Source organism: Geobacillus proteiniphilus (assembly GCF_001908025.1).
In the GTDB taxonomy this organism is placed as follows: domain Bacteria; phylum Bacillota; class Bacilli; order Bacillales; family Anoxybacillaceae; genus Geobacillus; species Geobacillus proteiniphilus.
The window spans coordinates 1-17,886 of sequence record NZ_MQMG01000040.1 but is presented as its reverse complement, the minus strand read 5'-3'; the positions used below and the strand labels follow the sequence as shown (position 1 = coordinate 17,886).

General features: G+C 54.1%; 22 protein-coding genes. 21 read left to right on the top strand and 1 reads right to left on the bottom strand.

What is annotated here, in order from left to right; all coding sequences use genetic code 11:
- Positions 1 to 106: 106 nt before the first annotated feature.
- Positions 107 to 778, top strand: a complete 672-nt coding sequence (deoC, locus tag BRO54_RS13370; protein ID WP_074044269.1) for a deoxyribose-phosphate aldolase — start codon at positions 107 to 109, stop codon at positions 776 to 778.
- Here deoC and BRO54_RS13365 read toward each other — a convergent pair.
- Positions 775 to 1,710: a Na/Pi symporter gene (locus BRO54_RS13365; RefSeq protein ID WP_074044268.1), complete on the bottom strand. Its 936-nt coding sequence runs from the start codon at positions 1,708 to 1,710 to the stop codon at positions 775 to 777. The two genes, deoC and BRO54_RS13365, sit on opposite strands and share 4 nt — an antisense overlap.
- Positions 1,711 to 1,893: 183 nt before the next feature.
- Here BRO54_RS13365 and rpsU point away from each other — a divergent pair, with 183 nt between their 5' ends.
- From rpsU to BRO54_RS13260, 20 genes are all read left to right on the top strand, one after another.
- Entirely contained in the window at positions 1,894 to 2,067 is a 174-nt protein-coding gene (gene rpsU / locus BRO54_RS13360; RefSeq protein ID WP_008879912.1) for a 30S ribosomal protein S21, read from the top strand.
- Positions 2,068 to 2,096: 29 nt separating this feature from the next.
- Entirely contained in the window at positions 2,097 to 2,543 is a 447-nt protein-coding gene (locus BRO54_RS13355) for a GatB/YqeY domain-containing protein (protein WP_011231976.1), read from the top strand.
- Between the two features lie 101 nt (positions 2,544 to 2,644).
- Positions 2,645 to 2,929 (top strand): sporulation protein YqfC, encoded by a 285-nt coding sequence (gene yqfC, locus BRO54_RS13350; protein WP_074044267.1) that lies wholly within the window; start codon positions 2,645 to 2,647, stop codon positions 2,927 to 2,929.
- A 15-nt stretch (positions 2,930 to 2,944) separates the two neighbouring features.
- A complete protein-coding gene (yqfD, locus tag BRO54_RS13345) occupies positions 2,945 to 4,132 on the top strand; it encodes a sporulation protein YqfD (protein ID WP_074044266.1) in 1,188 nt (395 codons plus the stop codon).
- 2 nt (positions 4,133 to 4,134) lie between these two features.
- Positions 4,135 to 5,097 carry a PhoH family protein gene (locus BRO54_RS13340; RefSeq protein WP_011231973.1) on the top strand — a complete coding sequence of 321 codons (963 nt, stop codon included), beginning with the start codon at positions 4,135 to 4,137 and terminating at the stop codon, positions 5,095 to 5,097.
- Positions 5,098 to 5,147: 50 nt separating this feature from the next.
- Positions 5,148 to 7,250, top strand: a complete 2,103-nt coding sequence (locus tag BRO54_RS13335; protein WP_074044265.1) for an HD family phosphohydrolase — start codon at positions 5,148 to 5,150, stop codon at positions 7,248 to 7,250.
- Positions 7,247 to 7,717 carry an rRNA maturation RNase YbeY gene (gene ybeY / locus BRO54_RS13330; protein ID WP_011231971.1) on the top strand — a complete coding sequence of 157 codons (471 nt, stop codon included), beginning with the start codon at positions 7,247 to 7,249 and terminating at the stop codon, positions 7,715 to 7,717. Before BRO54_RS13335 ends, ybeY begins: the two co-directional genes overlap by 4 nt.
- Positions 7,717 to 8,070: a diacylglycerol kinase family protein gene (locus BRO54_RS13325; RefSeq protein WP_068895591.1), complete on the top strand. Its 354-nt coding sequence runs from the start codon at positions 7,717 to 7,719 to the stop codon at positions 8,068 to 8,070. Before ybeY ends, BRO54_RS13325 begins: the two co-directional genes overlap by 1 nt.
- Positions 8,071 to 8,193: 123 nt before the next feature.
- Positions 8,194 to 8,592 (top strand): cytidine deaminase, encoded by a 399-nt coding sequence (locus tag BRO54_RS13320; protein WP_161496657.1) that lies wholly within the window; start codon positions 8,194 to 8,196, stop codon positions 8,590 to 8,592.
- Complete coding sequence (era, locus tag BRO54_RS13315) at positions 8,585 to 9,493, top strand: GTPase Era (RefSeq protein WP_074044263.1); 909 nt, start codon at positions 8,585 to 8,587, stop codon at positions 9,491 to 9,493. The genes BRO54_RS13320 and era overlap by 8 nt, the downstream gene beginning before the upstream one ends.
- Before the next feature lie 101 nt (positions 9,494 to 9,594).
- Entirely contained in the window at positions 9,595 to 9,738 is a 144-nt protein-coding gene (locus BRO54_RS13310) for a YqzL family protein (protein WP_011231967.1), read from the top strand.
- 31 nt (positions 9,739 to 9,769) lie between these two features.
- Complete coding sequence (recO, locus tag BRO54_RS13305) at positions 9,770 to 10,558, top strand: DNA repair protein RecO (protein ID WP_068895585.1); 789 nt, start codon at positions 9,770 to 9,772, stop codon at positions 10,556 to 10,558.
- A gap of 72 nt (positions 10,559 to 10,630) precedes the next feature.
- The gene (gene ccpN, locus BRO54_RS13300; protein WP_371878465.1) at positions 10,631 to 11,254 is read left to right on the top strand and encodes a transcriptional regulator CcpN; all 624 of its coding nucleotides are present in this window, start codon (positions 10,631 to 10,633) and stop codon (positions 11,252 to 11,254) included.
- Between the two features lie 21 nt (positions 11,255 to 11,275).
- On the top strand, positions 11,276 to 12,076 hold the full coding sequence (locus BRO54_RS13295; RefSeq protein WP_074044261.1) for a pyruvate, water dikinase regulatory protein: 801 nt from the start codon (positions 11,276 to 11,278) through the stop codon (positions 12,074 to 12,076).
- A gap of 531 nt (positions 12,077 to 12,607) precedes the next feature.
- A complete protein-coding gene (dnaG, locus tag BRO54_RS13285; protein WP_074044260.1) occupies positions 12,608 to 14,404 on the top strand; it encodes a DNA primase in 1,797 nt (598 codons plus the stop codon).
- 34 nt (positions 14,405 to 14,438) lie between these two features.
- A complete protein-coding gene (gene rpoD, locus BRO54_RS13280; protein ID WP_011231962.1) occupies positions 14,439 to 15,566 on the top strand; it encodes an RNA polymerase sigma factor RpoD in 1,128 nt (375 codons plus the stop codon).
- Positions 15,567 to 15,638: 72 nt separating this feature from the next.
- On the top strand, positions 15,639 to 16,154 hold the full coding sequence (locus BRO54_RS13275; RefSeq protein ID WP_074044259.1) for a hypothetical protein: 516 nt from the start codon (positions 15,639 to 15,641) through the stop codon (positions 16,152 to 16,154).
- Positions 16,155 to 16,262: 108 nt separating this feature from the next.
- Complete coding sequence (gene cccA, locus BRO54_RS13270; RefSeq protein WP_074044258.1) at positions 16,263 to 16,625, top strand: cytochrome c550; 363 nt, start codon at positions 16,263 to 16,265, stop codon at positions 16,623 to 16,625.
- Positions 16,626 to 16,769: 144 nt separating this feature from the next.
- Entirely contained in the window at positions 16,770 to 17,474 is a 705-nt protein-coding gene (locus tag BRO54_RS13265) for a tRNA (adenine(22)-N(1))-methyltransferase (RefSeq protein ID WP_074044257.1), read from the top strand.
- On the top strand, positions 17,471 to 17,886 hold a 416-nt coding region (locus BRO54_RS13260), incomplete at its 3' end, for a Nif3-like dinuclear metal center hexameric protein (protein ID WP_074044256.1). The genes BRO54_RS13265 and BRO54_RS13260, both read left to right, overlap by 4 nt.

Sequence of the window (17,886 nt, the reverse complement as noted above, 5' to 3'; positions counted from 1 at the left end):
TTTCCGGAGACAATACGGATGGCTAGTTTTTGTCGAGGGAGCATGGTATGATGGTAGACGTCAGACCTTCCATCTTGACGGAAATGGCAGAAAGGGGTTTCTCCGAATGACGATGAATATCGCGAAAATGATCGATCATACGCTGCTCAAACCGGAAGCGACGGAACAACAAATCGTGCAACTGTGCACGGAAGCAAAGCAATACGGCTTTGCTTCCGTGTGCGTCAACCCAACGTGGGTGAAAACGGCGGCGCGCGAGCTTTCCGGCACGGATGTCCGCGTCTGCACGGTCATCGGCTTTCCACTTGGGGCAACGACGCCGGAAACAAAGGCGTTTGAAACAACGAACGCCATCGAAAACGGCGCTCGCGAAGTCGACATGGTGATCAACATCGGCGCGTTAAAAAGCGGGCAAGACGAGCTTGTCGAGCGCGACATTCGTGCGGTTGTCGAAGCGGCGGCTGGCAGGGCGCTTGTCAAAGTGATCATTGAAACGGCGCTTTTGACCGATGAGGAAAAAGTGCGCGCCTGCCAGCTCGCAGTGAAAGCCGGTGCTGATTATGTGAAAACGTCGACCGGGTTTTCCGGTGGAGGTGCGACGGTGGAGGATGTGGCGCTGATGCGGAAAACGGTCGGCGACAGAGCAGGCGTCAAAGCATCAGGCGGCGTCCGTGACTGGAAAACCGCTGAGGCGATGATCAACGCCGGCGCGACGCGCATCGGCACAAGCTCTGGGGTGGCGATCGTCACCGGCGGGACGGGCCGCGCTGACTACTAAGCCCGGTTTCGGTCATGCAAAAACAGAATGGCCCTTTCGATGGCGCCGACAAATGGCAGAGCAGCCACTGAGCAAATGACGTTGAACAAGACGCTCACATGAGCGAGCTGCACATCAGGCGCTGGGCTGAGCCTGGCGGCAAAACTGGCGAGCGGCTCGGTCCAAAAGGCGAACAAAGCGGCGCCGACGACGTTCAGCCATAGATGGGTGTAGGCGGTCAGCTGGGCCTCTTTGCCGGAGCCGATCGAAGCCAAAAGCCCGGTGATGCACGTACCGATGTTGGCGCCAAGCAACAGAGCAATCGCCGCGGGCAGCGTCAACAGCTGTTCGTTTAAAAATCCCATGGCGATGCCGATCGTTGCCGCGCTCGAATGAACGAGAGCGGTGAGGACGATGCCGACAAGAAGGCCGACAGCGATGGATCGGTTCGTTTCTTTAAGCCATGCATCAACGAACGGATAGGCGGCAAGCGGTTTAGCGAGGCTGCCAAAGCCGTCCATGGCAAATAGCACAGCGGCGAGGCCGACAGCGGTCATGCCGATGCCGAGAACAAGGCGATGGCGGCCGAAAAAAACAAGCAGCGCGCCGCTGACAAGAAGTGGGATGGCGCCATCGCCGATATCAAGCGTCATCAGCTCGGTCGTGACCGTCGAGCCGATGTTGCTGCCTAAAATGATGCCGATTGATTGGCGGAACGACAAGTAGCCGGCGGCGACAAGGCCGACCGTCATCACCATCACCGCTGAGCTGCTTTGCAGGAGAGCGGTCGTCGCCAAACCGGCGGCAAATCCTTGCAGCGGCGTGGCGGTAAAGCGCATGAGCCACCGTTTTAACCGATGGCCGGACAACGTGTAAAGCCCAGCTTTCATCATAAACATGCCAAGAAGAAACAAAGCGGTGTAAATGGCAAACAGCATCAGAAACGGCCCCATGGGCGACTCCCCTTTCACCCTATATGTATGGGCCTTGTCCGCGGGTGATGACCGTTTTTTCAGCGCGGGGAAGAGGCGGCCAGCAGGACGCCGTTGCTTTTTTTATTGACCTTTTCTGTCAGCATGTATTATAATTGACAAGTACAATATGCAATGGTTGTTGTTCGGAGGGAGGGAAGCAGGATGTCCAAAACGATCGTTCGCAAAAATGAGTCGATCGACGACGCTCTTCGTCGCTTTAAGCGTGCCGTTTCGAAAACGGGCACTTTGCAAGAAGTGAGAAAGCGCGAATTTTATGAAAAGCCAAGCGTCAGACGGAAGAAAAAATCTGAGGCGGCTAGAAAGCGCAAGCACTAAGAGCATGCATTAAAGAGGGTGTATAATCGGTGAGTCTTCTCGATCGTTTGAATGACGATATGAAGCAGGCGATGAAAAACAAGGAGAAAGAAAAACTGTCTGTTCTCCGGATGCTGAAAGCGGCGCTGCAAAACGAAGCGATCAAGCTCGGCAAAAGCCCGCTCTCGGAAGACGAAGAGCTGACGGTTCTTTCTCGCGAACTGAAACAGCGTAAAGACTCCCTCCAAGAATTTGAAAACGCTGGCCGTTCAGATCTTGTCGAAAAAGTGAAAACCGAAATTGAAATTGTTCAATCGTATATGCCAACGCCGCTGACAGAGGACGAGCTGCGCGAATTGATCGAGCAGACGATCAAGGAAGTCGGCGCCTCTTCGAAAGCGGATATGGGAAAAGTGATGGGCGCGATCATGCCGAAAGTGAAAGGAAGAGCGGATGGTTCGCTCGTCAACAAGCTTGTCCAACAACAGCTGTCATAAATGCAATGGGCCTTGCCGGCAGGCGGGCCCGTTGTTTTTGAAAAGCGGTGCTAGAACCCCCTTTTGTCTCATACATATGAGATGAAAGGGGGTTCTTTTTGATGGTGAAAAAATGGCGCCAGCAGATGAAGCGGTGGATGGCGGAACAGCTTGAACTTCCCGCCGACATTATGATGGATCTGCCCCGCATTACGATGGTTGGGCACATACATATTTACATTGAAAACCATCGCGGGCTGCTCGCGTTCAGCGATAAAGAGCTCCGCCTTTTGCTGCGGAACGGACAGCTCGTTGTCCGCGGCGAACAGTTTGTGATTAAAACGATTTTGCCGGAAGAAATTTTGTTGGAAGGAAAAATCAGCCAAGTCGTTTATATAGATGAATAGCGAGGAGGAACGGAGATGAAAAACGAATGGGTCGACACGCTCGCCGGCAGCGTGCGGGTCAAAGCGAGAGGGAAAGGGATCGAACGGTTGATCAACGCCTGCGTCCGCCAAGGGATTGCCGTCTGGAACGTGAAAAAGCATAGCGCGGATACCGCGACGTTTTTCATTAAGCTCAGCGACGTGAAACGGCTGCGCCATGTCGCCCGGCAAAGCGAATGCAAACTTTCGTTTGTCGGGAGAACCGGGCTGCCGTTTTTTTGGCGGCGGGCCTGGCGGAACAGCGGGTTTTGGCTCGGCTTGCTCCTTTTTATAGCGATTGTGTTTTTGCTTTCGAACATCGTTTGGAAGATCGAAATCAAAGGGGCGGCTCCGGAGACGGAGCATCAAATCGCCCGCGAGTTGAAGCGAATGGGAGTCGAGCGCGGCGCATTTCAGTTTCTGCTTGATGACCCGGAGACGCTGCAAAAAAAGCTGACGGAACGCGTTCCGGACATCACGTGGGTCGGCGTTGAGTGGAAAGGGACGTCGCTTCACTTCCGCGTCGTTGAAAAAGAGATTCCGGAGCCGAAAAAACCGATTCCGCCGCGTCATCTCGTGGCAAAAAAAGAGGCGGTCATCGCTGATTTGTTCGTTGAAGAGGGACAACCGCTCGTTTCCGTCAACGACTATGTGCAAAAAGGCCAGCTGCTTGTTTCTGGCATTATCGGTGCTGAAGGGAGGACGAAGTTTGTGCCGGCGTCAGGGAAAGTGTTTGGCGAAACGTGGTACAAGTCTACGGTCGTCCTGCCGCTCGAGACGACGTTTCATGTGTTGACCGGCAAGTTCACCGAACGGCATTATGTCGGAATCGGGCGCCTTTTGATTCCCGTTTGGGGATGGAAGAAGCCGGTGTTTGCCCATACTATCGTTGAGACAGAAAAACGGCCGTTTCGTTTTTGGAAATGGGACTTGCCGCTCTATTACGAGCGCATCACGATCCGCGAGGCGGAAGAAGTGAAGCGGCGCTACACGTGGGAAGAAGCGTTCGCGGAAGCGAAAGAGATCGCCCGCCGCGAGCTGCGGGCGAAATTGCCGGAGGAGGCGGCCATTCGCGGCGAAAAAGTTTTGCATCAGGCGAAAGAGAATGGTAAAGTAAGGGTAGAATTGCATTACGAAGTCATCGAAAATATTGCTGTACCACAACCCATCGTCCAAGGAGATTGAGAATGTCAGAGCAGTTCGTTACGATCAGCCAACATGTGCGAAACCCGCAGGAAGCGGCGGCGCTCTTTGGCGTCCATGACATCCATTTAAAGCGGATCGAGGAAGAGCTCGGCGTGTCGATTGTGACGCGCGGGGAAACGGTCAACGTCTCCGGCACGCCGCAGCAAGTTCAGCTCGTTGATGAATTGCTTCGCCATTTATTGATCGTCATTCGCAAAGGGGCGGCGGTCAGCGAGCGCGACGTTCTTTACGCCATTCAGCTTGCAAAAAAAGGAGCGCTTGACGGCCTTGTTCAGCTGTACGACGAGGAGATTACAAAAAACGCCAAAGGGAAGCCGATCCGCGTCAAAACGTTGGGCCAGCGCTATTATGTTGCGGCAATTGAACAGTACGACTTGACGTTCGGCATCGGCCCAGCCGGCACCGGAAAAACGTATTTGGCGGTCGTCATGGCGGTCAAGGCGTTAAAAAACGGCAGCGTCAAGCGCATCATTTTGACTCGTCCGGCCGTTGAGGCCGGAGAAAGCCTCGGCTTTTTGCCAGGCGACTTAAAAGAGAAGGTTGACCCGTATTTGCGCCCGCTGTATGATGCCTTAAACGATGTGTTGGGAGCGGAGTATACGCAGCGGTTGATTGAGCGCGGCACGATTGAAATCGCCCCACTCGCCTACATGCGCGGCCGGACGCTGGAGGATGCGTTCGTCATCCTTGACGAGGCGCAAAATACGACGCCAGCGCAAATGAAAATGTTTTTGACCCGGCTCGGCTTCGGCTCGAAGATGGTCATTACCGGCGATATTTCCCAAGTCGACTTGCCGAAAGGCGTCGAATCGGGGCTTTCGGTCGCCAAGCGCATTTTGGCCTCCATTGGCGGCATCGCCTTTGTGTTTTTGGAACAGTCGGATGTCGTTCGCCATCCGCTCGTCGCGAAAATTATTGACGCCTATGATGAGGCAGGCTTATAGAACGAGAGCGACGGGGATCGGTCTTTTCTTGCAAAGCGAGGGGAAAACCGGTGGGAAGGTTTCGTTTTTTTCTTGAGCGGACAAAAACAGTCCGCTTTGTCCGCTTTTGGCTGTTTTTGCTTTTGGCTGTTCTGTTGTTTGCCGTTTTGTATTGGCAAGTGAAGCCGCGCCAGTATGAGCTGCGCCTGTTTGACGTCGCTAAGGAAACGATCCGTTCGCCGGTGACGGTCGAGGACAAAGAGGCGACCGCCAAGCTGAAAGAAGAGGCGGCGGCGAAAGTAGCGGATGTCTATACGTTAAAAAAAGAATATGCCGAAAACCGGGTCGACCTTCTTTCCTCGCTGTTTGCCGCGATTGAAAGCGTGCAGCACGAGGCGGAGCCGGACCGCCCGCTCGGCGATATGATCGCCAAACTTGAGGAACGGCTGCCGCCGGAATGGCTTGCCTATTTGTCTGCCGCTGAATGGCAACGGCTGCTTGCCGCCTCGCCGGAGGAGCTCAAGACGGCGAAGGAAGCCGCCTTGACCGCGGTGCATGCCGTCATGAGCGAGCGCATTTCCCAAGCTGAACTTGACACGGCGCGGGCGGAAGCGGCCAAAGAGCTTGAATACGCTGCGCTGTCGCCGCCGCTTCGCGAGGCGGTCGCGAAGCTTTGCCGACAGGCGGTCATTCCGAACGTCGTCTACGATCGGGCGGCGACGGAAGAAAAACGGCGGCAGGCGATGGATGAAGTGAAGCCGGTGAAAATTTTGCAAGGGCAAGTGATCGTCGAGGAAGGACAGTTTATTACGAATGATGTTTACCGCCGGCTCGAGTTGGTCGGCTTGCTTGAGAGCGGGCGTCCGTCTTGGACCGCCGCTGGGCTTTTGGTGTTCGTTTTGTTGCTGCTTGCTCCGCTCATTTACTATTTTCGGACGGAAACGACGAATGAAAAGCTATCGCTTTATACAGCCATTTTTACGTTGATGATGACGACAATGGCGCTCATTCGCCTTCTGCCATCTAGCGGCGCTGTTTCCATCGGTTACCTTGTGCCGGCAGCGTTCGGGCCGATGCTCGTCCGCATTTTGCTCGGAGAGCGGCTCGCGATGATGACGACCATCATCGGAGCAGTGTGCGGCAGTTTGCTGTTCAATGAGGAAATTGGAACGGCCGGCGCGGTGTCGGTGTCGTTGGTTGTTTACTTTCTTGCCGGCGGCTTGGCTGGGACGTTTTGTCTGCCAAAGGAGCTGGCGAAAGCGAACATTTGGCGGGCCGGCGTGTTTGTCGCCGTGGTTAATGTCGTTTCGCTTTTTTCGCTGTTGCTGTTAAAAAGCGGCCGCTATTCGCCGACGGAAATCGGCTTGTTGGTGCTGATGGCGGCGGCCTCAGGCGTTTTTTCTGCCATTTTGACGATCGGTCTCTTGCCGGTTTTGGAGGCGGCGTTTGGCATTTTGTCGCCGCTTCGGCTCATTGAACTGTCCAATCCGAACCATCCGCTCTTGCGCAAGTTGCTCACTGAAGCACCGGGGACGTACCATCATAGCATTATGGTCGCCAATTTGGCCGAAGCGGCGTGCGAGGCGATCGGCGCCGACGGCTTGCTGGCGCGCGTCGCCTGCTACTACCATGACATCGGCAAGACGAAGCGGCCGCGCTATTTCATCGAAAATCAAATGGGCGGCAATCCGCATGACCATTTGTCGCCGCAGTTGAGCAAAAATATTATTATCGCCCATGTCGCCGACGGCGTCGCTTTGCTCCGCAAGCACCGGCTGCCGAAGGAGATCATCGACATCGCCGAACAGCACCACGGCACGACGCTGCTCAAGTATTTTTATCATAAGGCGCGCGAGCAAACCGAGTTTGTCTCGGAAGCGGAGTTTCGTTATCCCGGGCCGAAGCCGCAGACGAAAGAAGCGGCGGTCATCAATATCGCCGACAGCGTCGAAGCGGCTGTTCGCTCGCTATCCAACCCGTCGCAGGAAAAAATTGAGAAGATCGTCCGGTCGATCATCGCTGATCGCTTGCAGGACAACCAGCTGAATGAGTGCGACATTACGCTGAAGGAGTTGGAACTCGTCGCCCGTTCACTTTGCGAGACCTTAAACGGCGTCTTTCATTCGCGCATCGAATACCCAGAAGTACGAAAGGAAAAGGTGAAGCATGCATGACCATTCACATTGATTTTCTAGATGAAACGAACGAGGTGACCGCTGAGCAAATCGAGACGATCGAGCGGCTGCTCGCCGAGGCGGCGGCCCTTGAAAATGTGCCGGACGGGGCGGAGGTGAGCGTCACGTTTGTGGACAACGAACGCATCCGCGCGATGAATCGAGACTATCGTGGCAAAGATGCGCCGACCGATGTGCTTTCGTTTGCTCTTGAGGAGGAAGGGGAAGAAGAGGTTCACATCGTCGGCGCTGATATGCCGCCGGTGCTCGGCGATATCGTCATTTCGATTCCGAAGGCGAAAGAGCAGGCGGCGGCCTATGGCCATTCGTTTATGCGCGAGCTCGGGTTTTTGGCTGTGCACGGTTTTTTGCACCTGCTTGGTTACGATCATGGGACAGAAGAGGAAGAGCGCGTCATGTTCGCCAAGCAGGAAGACATCTTGGCGAGGTTCGGGTTGACAAGATAATGCGCGGCAAACGAGAGCGAGACCGGTTTGCTTGGGCGTGGGCGGGAATGAAGGCGGCGGTGAAAGAGGAAGCTCATTTGCGCTTCCACTTGGCGGCCGCTGTTGTCGTCTTTGCCGCCGGGTGGGTCGTTGGGCTGTCGCGCTGGGAGTGGATCGTGCTGCTCATGGCAGCCGGTGCGGTCATTGCGCTTGAGCTCGTCAACACGGCTATTGAGCGCGCCGTCGATTTGGCGACGGGCGAGTTTCATCCATTGGCGAAAGCGGCGAAAGACATCGCCGCCGCGGCCGTGCTCGCGGCGGCCGGATTTGCGGTTGTGATCGGCATTTTGCTGTTTTGGCCGCATCTTCGCTAAACGAACGAGAGAGAAAATTCTAATTTTTCTGTTACATTTTTATTTCAAATGATGAAATGGATGGCGTTTTTTTGTTAAAATAAAAGAAAGCAGCGTTTGCTTGCAGGAAAGGAAGAGTCACTCGTGGAGATTGAGCAGCTCATTGCCGAAGCGAAAAAAGCGCGCGAACTCGCCTACGTGCCGTACTCGAAGTTTCCAGTCGGCGCCGCGCTGTTGACGAAAGGCGGCAGTGTGTACCGCGGCTGCAACATTGAAAACGCCGCCTACAGCGTGTGCAATTGTGCGGAGCGGACCGCGTTGTTTAAGGCATATTCGGAAGGGGAGAGGGAATTCACTGCTCTTGCGGTCATCGCCGACACTCCCCGCCCGGTGCCGCCGTGCGGCGCATGCCGCCAAGTGATCGCCGAACTTTGCCCCGGCGATATGAAAGTCATTTTAGCCAACCTCAAAGGCGATGTGAAAGTCATGACAGTCAGCGAATTGCTGCCAGAAGCTTTTTCAGCGGAGGATTTGCATGCGTAAAGAAGGATACAAATCAGGATTTGTTGCCATTATCGGAAGACCGAACGTAGGAAAGTCGACGTTTTTAAACCGCGTCATCGGGCAAAAAATCGCTATTATGAGCGATAAACCGCAAACGACGCGCAATAAGATTCAAGGCGTGTACACGGACGATGACGCGCAAATCATCTTTATCGACACCCCTGGGGTGCACAAACCGAAGCATAAGCTCGGCGACTTTATGATGAAAGTGGCGCTCAATGCGCTTCGCGAAGTCGATTTGATTTTGTTTATGGTCAATGCCGAGGAAGGATTTGGGCGCGGTGAGGCGTTCATCATCGAACGGCTGAAAGAAGTGGACACCCCAGTGTTTTTAGTCATCAATAAGATCGACCGCGTCCATCCGGATGAATTGTTGCCGCTCATTGACCGATACAAAGATTTGCACCCGTTTGCTGAAATCGTGCCGATTTCGGCGCTTGAAGGGAACAATGTCGACCGCCTGCTTGAGCAAATTAAAGAGCGGCTGCCGGAAGGGCCGCAATATTATCCGCCGGACCAGATCACTGACCATCCGGAGCAGTTTATCATCGCCGAGCTCATTCGCGAGAAAGCGCTTCACTTAACGCGCGAGGAAGTTCCGCACTCGATTGCTGTCGTCGTCGAACGCATCGAGCGGCGCGAAGGGTCGCCAACGGTGTACATTAGCGCGGTGATCGTTGTGGAGCGCGATTCGCAAAAAGGAATCATCATCGGCAAGCAAGGCCGGATGCTGAAGGAAATCGGACAGCGGGCGCGCGCTGACATCGAAGCGCTACTTGGGTCAAGAGTGTTTTTGGAACTGTGGGTCAAAGTGCAAAAAGACTGGCGCAACCGCCTTTCGCAGCTGCGTGATTTCGGGTTCCGTGAAGACGAGTATTGACGGTTAGAAAATTTTACGCGACATAAACCGTTTTTGTCTGAGCCAAGCTATAGGTAGACCACCAATACGCAATGCCTGCAGGCGGAAAGAGGTGTCATTCCATGCTTGAGTTTACGTGGAAGTTGTTTAGCCAAACAGGCAATATCGACACGTACCTCCTATTTAAAGAGTTGGAACGAGAGCAACAGTTTGGCGGTGAAGAGCAAAACGCTGAACAGAAAGAAATCGACCAGCCGATCTCGTAGCATCGTTGTTGGTAGAAGAGGTGGTGATGGGATGTTCGAAACGTGCGAAGCGATCGTCATGCGGACGGTCGATTATGGCGAAACAAATAAAATTGTCACATTGTTTACCCGAGAATGGGGAAAGGTGGCTGCGATGGCAAGGGGAGCGAAAAAGCCAAGCAGCCGCCTTTCTGCTGTTACGCAGCCGCTCTCATACGGCCATTATGTCATCCGCCGCAGCCGCGGCGTCGGCGTTCTTCACCAAGGAGAGCTCATCGACTCGATGCGGGCGCTGCGCGAAGATTTGTTTGTCGCCGCCTATGCGGCGTATATTGTTGAGCTCACCGACAAAAGCACGGAAGAGCAAAAGCGCAATCCGTACTTGTTTGAGCTTCTTTTGCAGACATTACAATATATGAGCGAAGGCCGCGATTTAGAGATTTTGACGTTCATTTACGAAATGAAAATGCTTGCAGTGCTTGGCATTCCGCCGGTACTGGACCGTTGCGCCCGCTGCGGGGCGACGGAAGGGCGCTTCTCGTTTTCCGTCAAGGAGGCGGGCTTCCTTTGCCATCGCTGCGAGGCGTCCGATCCGCATCGGTTCCCGCTCTCTCCGGCTACCGCCCGGCTGTTGCGCCTCTTTTTTCATATGGATCTCGCTCGGCTTGGGTCCATATCGGTGAAAGAAAGTACAAAGATGGAGCTGGGCGCCGTATTGTCCGCCTATTATGATGAATATGCCGGCCTGTCGCTGAAGACGAAGCGTTTTTTGCAGCAAATCGGTGAACTGAAAGACAAGCTCAGCCCCGACGAGGGGCAGGGAGCATCATTTTCATTGTGAATGGGGCGTGTAGTATAATATAAATGAGAGTGATAGCGTGTGGGACCTTTTTTGGCAAGGTGGTGAACGACAATCGAACTAAATAAACGCCAAGAGCAGATTTTGCAAATTGTGAAAGACTACGGGCCGATCACCGGAGAAAGCATCGCTGAGAAACTGAACTTGACGAGGGCGACGCTGCGGCCGGATTTGGCCATCTTGACGATGGCTGGCTACTTGGAAGCGCGACCGCGCGTCGGCTATTTCTATACGGGAAAAACCGGCAAGCAGCTGTTCGCCGATAAAATGAAAAAGATGAAAGTCGAGGATTACCAATCGATTCCGGTCGTCGTCAATGAGAATGTGAGCGTCTATGATGCGATCGTCACGATGTTTCTAGAGGACGTCGGCACGCTGTTTGTCGTCGATGACGAGTCGCTGCTTGTCGGCGTGCTGTCGCGCAAAGATTTGTTGCGCGCAAGCCTTGGCAAGCAGGAACTGACGGCGATCCCGGTCAATATTATTATGACGCGGATGCCGAACATCGCCGTTTGCTATAAGGACGACCCGCTCATTGACGTGGCTGAACAGCTGATTGAAAAACAGATCGATGCCATGCCGGTCGTGCGCAAAACGGAGAAAGGATATGAAGTGATCGGCCGTATTACGAAAACGAATATAACGAAAGCATTCGTGTCGCTAGCCAAAGAGGACTAATCCAAACAAAGGAGGAGAAGAATGAACCAGCGCCTTGTTTACGTCGTATCCGATTCCGGCGGGGAAACGGCCGAGCTTGTCGTCAAAGCGGCGGCCAGCCAGTTTCACGCCTCGCCGATTCAAGTGAAACGCGTTCCGTATGTGGAAGATAAAACGACATTGGCTGAAGTCGTCGCCTTAGCGAAAATGAACCGCGCCATTATCGCGTTTACGCTCGTTGTTCCGGAAATGCGGGAATTTTTGCTCGCCGAAGCGGCGCGCGAAGGGGTCGTCGCTTACGATATCATCGGTCCGCTCATTGAAAAGATGAGCGATTTATTCCAGCTGACGCCAAGGTATGAGCCGGGCCAAGTGCGCGTGCTTGACGAAGATTACTTCAAAAAGATCGAAGCGATCGAATTTGCCGTCAAATACGATGACGGACGCGACCCGCGCGGCATCTTGCGCGCCGATATCGTGCTCATCGGTGTATCGCGCACATCGAAAACGCCGCTATCGCAATATTTGGCGCATAAGCGGCTGAAGGTGGCGAATGTGCCGATCGTTCCGGAGGTTGAGCCGCCCGAGCAGCTGTTTCAAGTCGGTCCGGGCAAATGCTTCGGTTTGAAAATCAGTCCGGATAAACTGCTTTCGATCCGCCGTGAGCGGCTGAAATCGCTCGGCCTGAACGACCAGGCGATTTACGCCAATATGGATCGAATCAAAGAGGAGCTCGCTTATTTTGATGAAGTCGTCAAAAAAATCGGCTGCGACGTCATCGATGTGACGAACAAGGCGGTCGAAGAGACGGCGAGCATCATTATGAAAAAGTTGAAGCGCTAGCATCGCCTCATCCGCACGATTTCTTGATAGGAGTCGTGCGTTTTCTTATGGCATACTGCCGCGACTTATATTATAATAAAAAATTGTGAGAAAAATGCCCTATATAGGTTTAGAGCGGCCATGAGACGAGTAAACTATTTATAGCCGCTTGTCAAGGAGAACGAAAAAAAGATTTTCGACAAAGTTGTTAATCATTCGGCAAAAAAGCAGGATTTTTTTGCGATGGTGTAGAATAATAGGGGGTGTAAGGCAGCCCTTGCTTTAAGAGCACGGTCATCTGCTGCACAAGATCGTCAAGAAAAAAGTGAAATTTTCTTTTTCTTGCTGAAATATAATATACCGAAGCGCATCTTCGAGATGCACCGCTCTGATGAATCTTTGTCCAGACGGCGGGCTGAGGGCGGGAAGCGGATGATCGAGCCAGCCGACTTTACGGGCAAGGGGGCGAAACGAACGTTTTGAAAAAATTTGTCGAAATGGAAAGGAAAATCGGCTTGCTGCCGAGAATAAATACGATACGGGGTTGTTCGTATGGGACATCGCATTCCCGAGGAAACGATTGAAGCCATCCGCCGCGGCGTTGACATCGTTGACGTCATTGGCGAATACGTTCAGTTGAAAAAGCAAGGCCGCAACTATTTTGGCTTATGCCCGTTTCATGGAGAAAAGACGCCATCGTTTTCCGTTTCCCCAGAAAAGCAAATTTTCCACTGCTTCGGCTGCGGGGCAGGGGGGAATGCCTTTACGTTTTTAATGGATATCGAAGGCATTCCGTTTGTGGAAGCGGCGAAACGTCTTGCGGCCAAAGCAGGGATCGACTTGTCCGCCTATGAGCTGGACAGCCGCGGGAGTGATGGCAGCCGAGCCGACGAGGCGAAGGCGATGGTCGAAGCACACACGTTGTTGAAACGATTTTACCATCATTTGCTTGTCCATACAAAAGAAGGACAAGCCGCGCTCGATTATTTGCAGGCGCGCGGGTGGACAAAAGAAACGATCGACCGATTTGAAATCGGCTATGCGCCGGATGTTCCTGATGCCGCCGTCAAGCTGCTGGAGAGCCGTTCGTTTCCGTTGGTGTTGATGGAAAAGGCGGGCTTGTTGGTGAAAAAAGAAGACGGGCGATACGTCGACCGCTTCCGGAATCGGATTATGTTTCCGATCCATGATCATCGCGGCGAGACGGTTGGTTTTTCCGGCCGTCTGCTCGGCGACGGGCAACCAAAGTACATGAACAGCCCAGAAACGCCGATTTTCCGCAAAGGCACGCTTTTATATTTCTTTCATGAGGCGCGCGTGCCGATCCGCAAACGTCAAGAGGCGCTGCTCGTTGAAGGGTTTGCCGACGTCATCTCTGCCGTGCAGGCCGGCGTTGACTATGTGGTGGCAACGATGGGAACGTCGCTGACCGAGGAGCAGGCACGCATTTTGCGCCGCCATGCTGAAACGGTCACGATTTGCTATGACGGCGACAGCGCCGGAACGGAAGCCGCCTGGCGCGCCGCCGAACAATTGAGCGCGTTCGGGTGCCGCGTGAAGGTAGCGTCGCTCCCGGACGGGCTGGATCCAGATGAATATATACGCACTGGCGGCGCCGGCCGTTTTGCTGAAGAGATCGCCGCCGCCCGGCCGCTCATGGCGTTTAAAATGGACTATTTGCGGCGGAGAAAAAATTTGCAGGAAGAAGGCGACCGGCTCCGTTATATCGAGGAAGCGCTCCGAGAAATCAGCAAGCTGTCGAGCCCGGTGGAAAAAGATTATTATATGCGCCAGCTTGCGGATGAGTTTTCGCTGTCGCTCTCCGCGCTTTACGAACAGTTGTCCCGCTCCAAGCCGGAACAGCCAAAACCGCAGGTGAACGACGGCGGAAAACCGGCCCAGCCGGCATTGACGAAAAAATTGCTTCCGGCCTTTCAAAATGCTGAGCGGTTGCTGCTTGCCCATATGATGCGGAGCCGCGAGGTGGCGCTCTTTGTTCAGGAGCAGGTCGGCGGCCGATTTAATATCGAAGAGCATCGGGCGTTGGCTGCTTACATTTACGCCTTTTACGAAGAGGGGCATGAAGCCGACCCCAGCGCGCTCATGTCTCGGCTTCCCGACGAGTTGCGGACGCTGGCGAGCGAGCTGTCGCTTTTGTTGGTCGCCGACGACGTTTCCGAGCGGGAGCTTGCCGATTGCATTCGGCATGTGTTGAATCGCCCGAAATGGTTAATGCTAAAGGAAAAAGAGCAAGAAAAGACGGAAGCGGAGCGAAGAAAAGACTTTTTGACGGCTGCCCGCATCGCGAAAGAGATGATTGAGATGAAAAAAATGTTATCTTCTTCATAACATGGTGGTATGAGTTTTTAAAGGAGGTAATGAAATGGCTGAAAAACCAGCCCAATCAAAGCAGGCTGAAGCTGCCGGCGAATCGCTTGAACAGGTGAAAGAGCAGCTCGCTGAGCTCGGCAAAAAGCGGGGGATTCTCACCTACGAGGAAATCGCTGAGCGGTTGTCCGGCTTTGATTTGGACTCCGACCAGATGGATGAGTATTATGAATACCTCGCTGAGCAGGGCATTGAAGTGATCAGCGAATCCGACCTTGAGGCCGATCCGGACATCGACGACTTGGCCAAAGAGGAAGAATTCGACTTAAACGACTTGTCCGTTCCTCCCGGCGTCAAAATCAATGACCCGGTGCGCATGTACTTAAAGGAGATCGGCCGCGTTCCGCTGTTGTCGGCGGAAGAAGAAATCGAGCTGGCGAAACGGATCGAGCAAGGCGATGAAGAAGCGAAACGCCGGCTGACGGAAGCGAACCTCCGCCTTGTCGTCAGCATCGCCAAACGGTATGTCGGCCGCGGCATGCTCTTTCTCGACTTGATTCAAGAAGGGAACATGGGGCTGATCAAGGCGGTCGAAAAGTTTGACTATCGGAAAGGCTACAAGTTCAGCACGTACGCGACGTGGTGGATCCGCCAAGCCATCACAAGGGCGATCGCCGATCAGGCGCGGACGATCCGCATCCCGGTTCATATGGTCGAAACGATCAATAAACTGATCCGCGTCCAACGGCAATTGCTCCAAGACCTCGGGCGCGAACCAACGCCGGAAGAAATCGCCGAGGAAATGGATTTGACGCCGGAAAAAGTGCGGGAAATTTTGAAAATCGCCCAAGAACCGGTGTCGCTCGAGACGCCGATCGGCGAGGAAGATGACTCGCATCTTGGCGATTTCATCGAAGACCAAGACGCGACATCGCCATCCGAGCACGCTGCTTACGAGCTGTTGAAAGAGCAGCTCGAAGATGTGCTTGATACGCTGACGGATCGCGAGGAAAATGTGCTGCGTCTCCGCTTCGGGCTTGACGACGGACGGACGCGGACGCTCGAAGAAGTTGGCAAAGTGTTCGGCGTGACGCGCGAACGCATCCGTCAAATTGAAGCCAAAGCGTTGCGCAAGCTGCGCCATCCAAGCCGCAGCAAACGGCTGAAAGACTTTTTAGAGTGACCGTTTTGTTCAATAGTTTACTTCTTCGGAAGTAAACTATTTTTTCTTTCTTTTGTGAAAGGTGGTCTATCTATGAATCGGCAACGACGGGAAACGATCATCCAAGAAATCAAATATTGGAAACGTTCGCGCCTTCTGCCGGAACATTATTGCGACTATTTGCTCGCGCTGTACACGGAAGGCGGTGCCCGTTCGCGCGGCCGACGGTGGCGCAGCCCGCTCGCCGCTGGCCTCTGTTTATTGCTTCCAGCCGTTGCTCTTGTCATTTATTTTACTGAATTGTCATTCGTTTTGCAAACGCTCCTTTTCGCCCTTTTTTTGGCTGTCTGTTTGTTCTTTTGTTGGCGGTGGCGGAACGAGCGAGAGCTCCTTCACTTTCCGCTCATCGGGAGCGCCTGGATTTTGCTTGTAGCGGCAATTGCCGGAAGCGAGCAGTATTTTCCCGGGCAAACGGGTGCGCTGGCGGCTGTGGTGCTCGGAAACTGCGTCCTCTGGTTTGTTGTCGGCCACCTGCTTCGCCTTCGTTACTTTTCGCTCGCCGCCGTCAGCGGGGCGCTGCTTGTAGCCGCCGTCGCCTTGTGGCGCTGAGGCGTGTTGTTTTCATTTTGGCAACTTAGGGCTTTTCCTTGTCCATTATTTACAGTAAAATAAAATTGTTTGCAGCGTTCTTCATCATACATAAGGGAGGTAAAAGAGATGAACCGCAATCCGCTCATCCCGTTTTTCATCATCATGGCATTCGGGATTGTGCTGACGTTCGTCTTGTCGTTTAAAGGGCTAGGCGATGCGAAGGAAATGGCCGAAGAGAAAAAAGGCGGCGAAAAAACAGAACAAGCCGCGGAATTCAATCCAGAGCAGTTTTATCAACAAACGTGTGTAAGTTGCCACGGCCAAAACTATGAAGGCGGGGTCGGCCCGTCGTTAAAAGGAGTCGGCGGACGGTTATCGGCGGATCAAATTAAAGACGTTCTCCAAAACGGCCGCGGCGGCATGCCGGGCGGGCTGGTGCCAGCCGAAAACCTCGACGCGATGGCGAAATGGCTGTCCAGCCTTAAATAACGGCAAGCAACATCCCTTTGCTTTTGGCAGAGGGATGTTTTGTTTAGTACAATAGAGGCGCGCGACCTTGAGAACAGGAAAGGAGGCAGGAGCGGACCGCCTTCGCCCTGCGGCGGAAAGAAGGTGGGGTGCACCAAAGGAGTCATGAACGAATTTCGCCTATCAAAACGGTTGGAAACAGTCGCTTCCTTCATCCCGAAAGGAGCAGTGCTCGCCGATATCGGGTCGGATCATGCGTATTTGCCTTGCTATGCCTGTTTGCACGGCTACGCATCAAAAGCCATCGCCGGCGAGGTCGCTGACGGGCCGCTCCGCTCAGCGCAGCAGCAAGTCGAGAAGTCCGGGCTTTCCCATCTCATTTCCGTGCGCAAAGGGGACGGGCTTTCGGTCCTTGCCCCAGGGGAGGCGGACTGCATCACGATCGCCGGCATGGGTGGGGCGCTTATCGCCCGCATTTTGGGCGACGGAAAGGAAAAGCTTGCCGGTGTCAAACGGCTCATTTTGCAACCGAACATCGGCGCAGAACTTGTTCGCCGTTGGCTTCTTGATCATGGATGGGAGCTCGTGGCTGAGCGCATTTTGAAAGAAGATGGGCAAATTTACGAAGTGCTCGTCGCCGAGCCCGGCGACCCCCGACGGCCGTATCGCCATCTCGAGGCGGAGCTGCTCCTCGGACCGTTTTTGCGCCGGGAAAACAGCGTGGTGTTCCGCGAAAAATGGCGGCGCGAGATTGAAAATTGGAGGCGGATCATCGCTGATTTGACGGCCAAAGGGCAAAGCGAAGCGGCCGAGCGGAAAAAGCGCGAGCTGGAGAGAAAAGTTCGATTGGTGGAGGAGGTGTTGCTATGAGCCGCGTTCCGTACGGTTATGAAATCATTCAGCTTCTTGAGCAGCTTGCTCCGAAACAGTTGGCGATGGAAGGGGATCGGATCGGTCTGCAAATCGGGACGCTAAACAAGCCGGTCAAAAAAGTGATGATCGCTCTTGATGTGCTCGAAGATGTCGTTGTCGAAGCGATCGATCAGCAAGTGGATTTAATCATCGCCCACCACCCGCCGCTGTACCGCCCGCTGAAGCAGCTGCTGACTGATGATGGGCACGGGCGGATGATCGCCGCGTGCGTCAAGCATGACATTGCGGTGTACGCCGCCCATACGAATTTGGATGTGGCCGATGGCGGTCTGAACGATTGGCTTGCCGAGGCGCTCGGCTTAAACGACACGACCGTGCTTGTGCCGACGTATACCGAACCGTTGAAAAA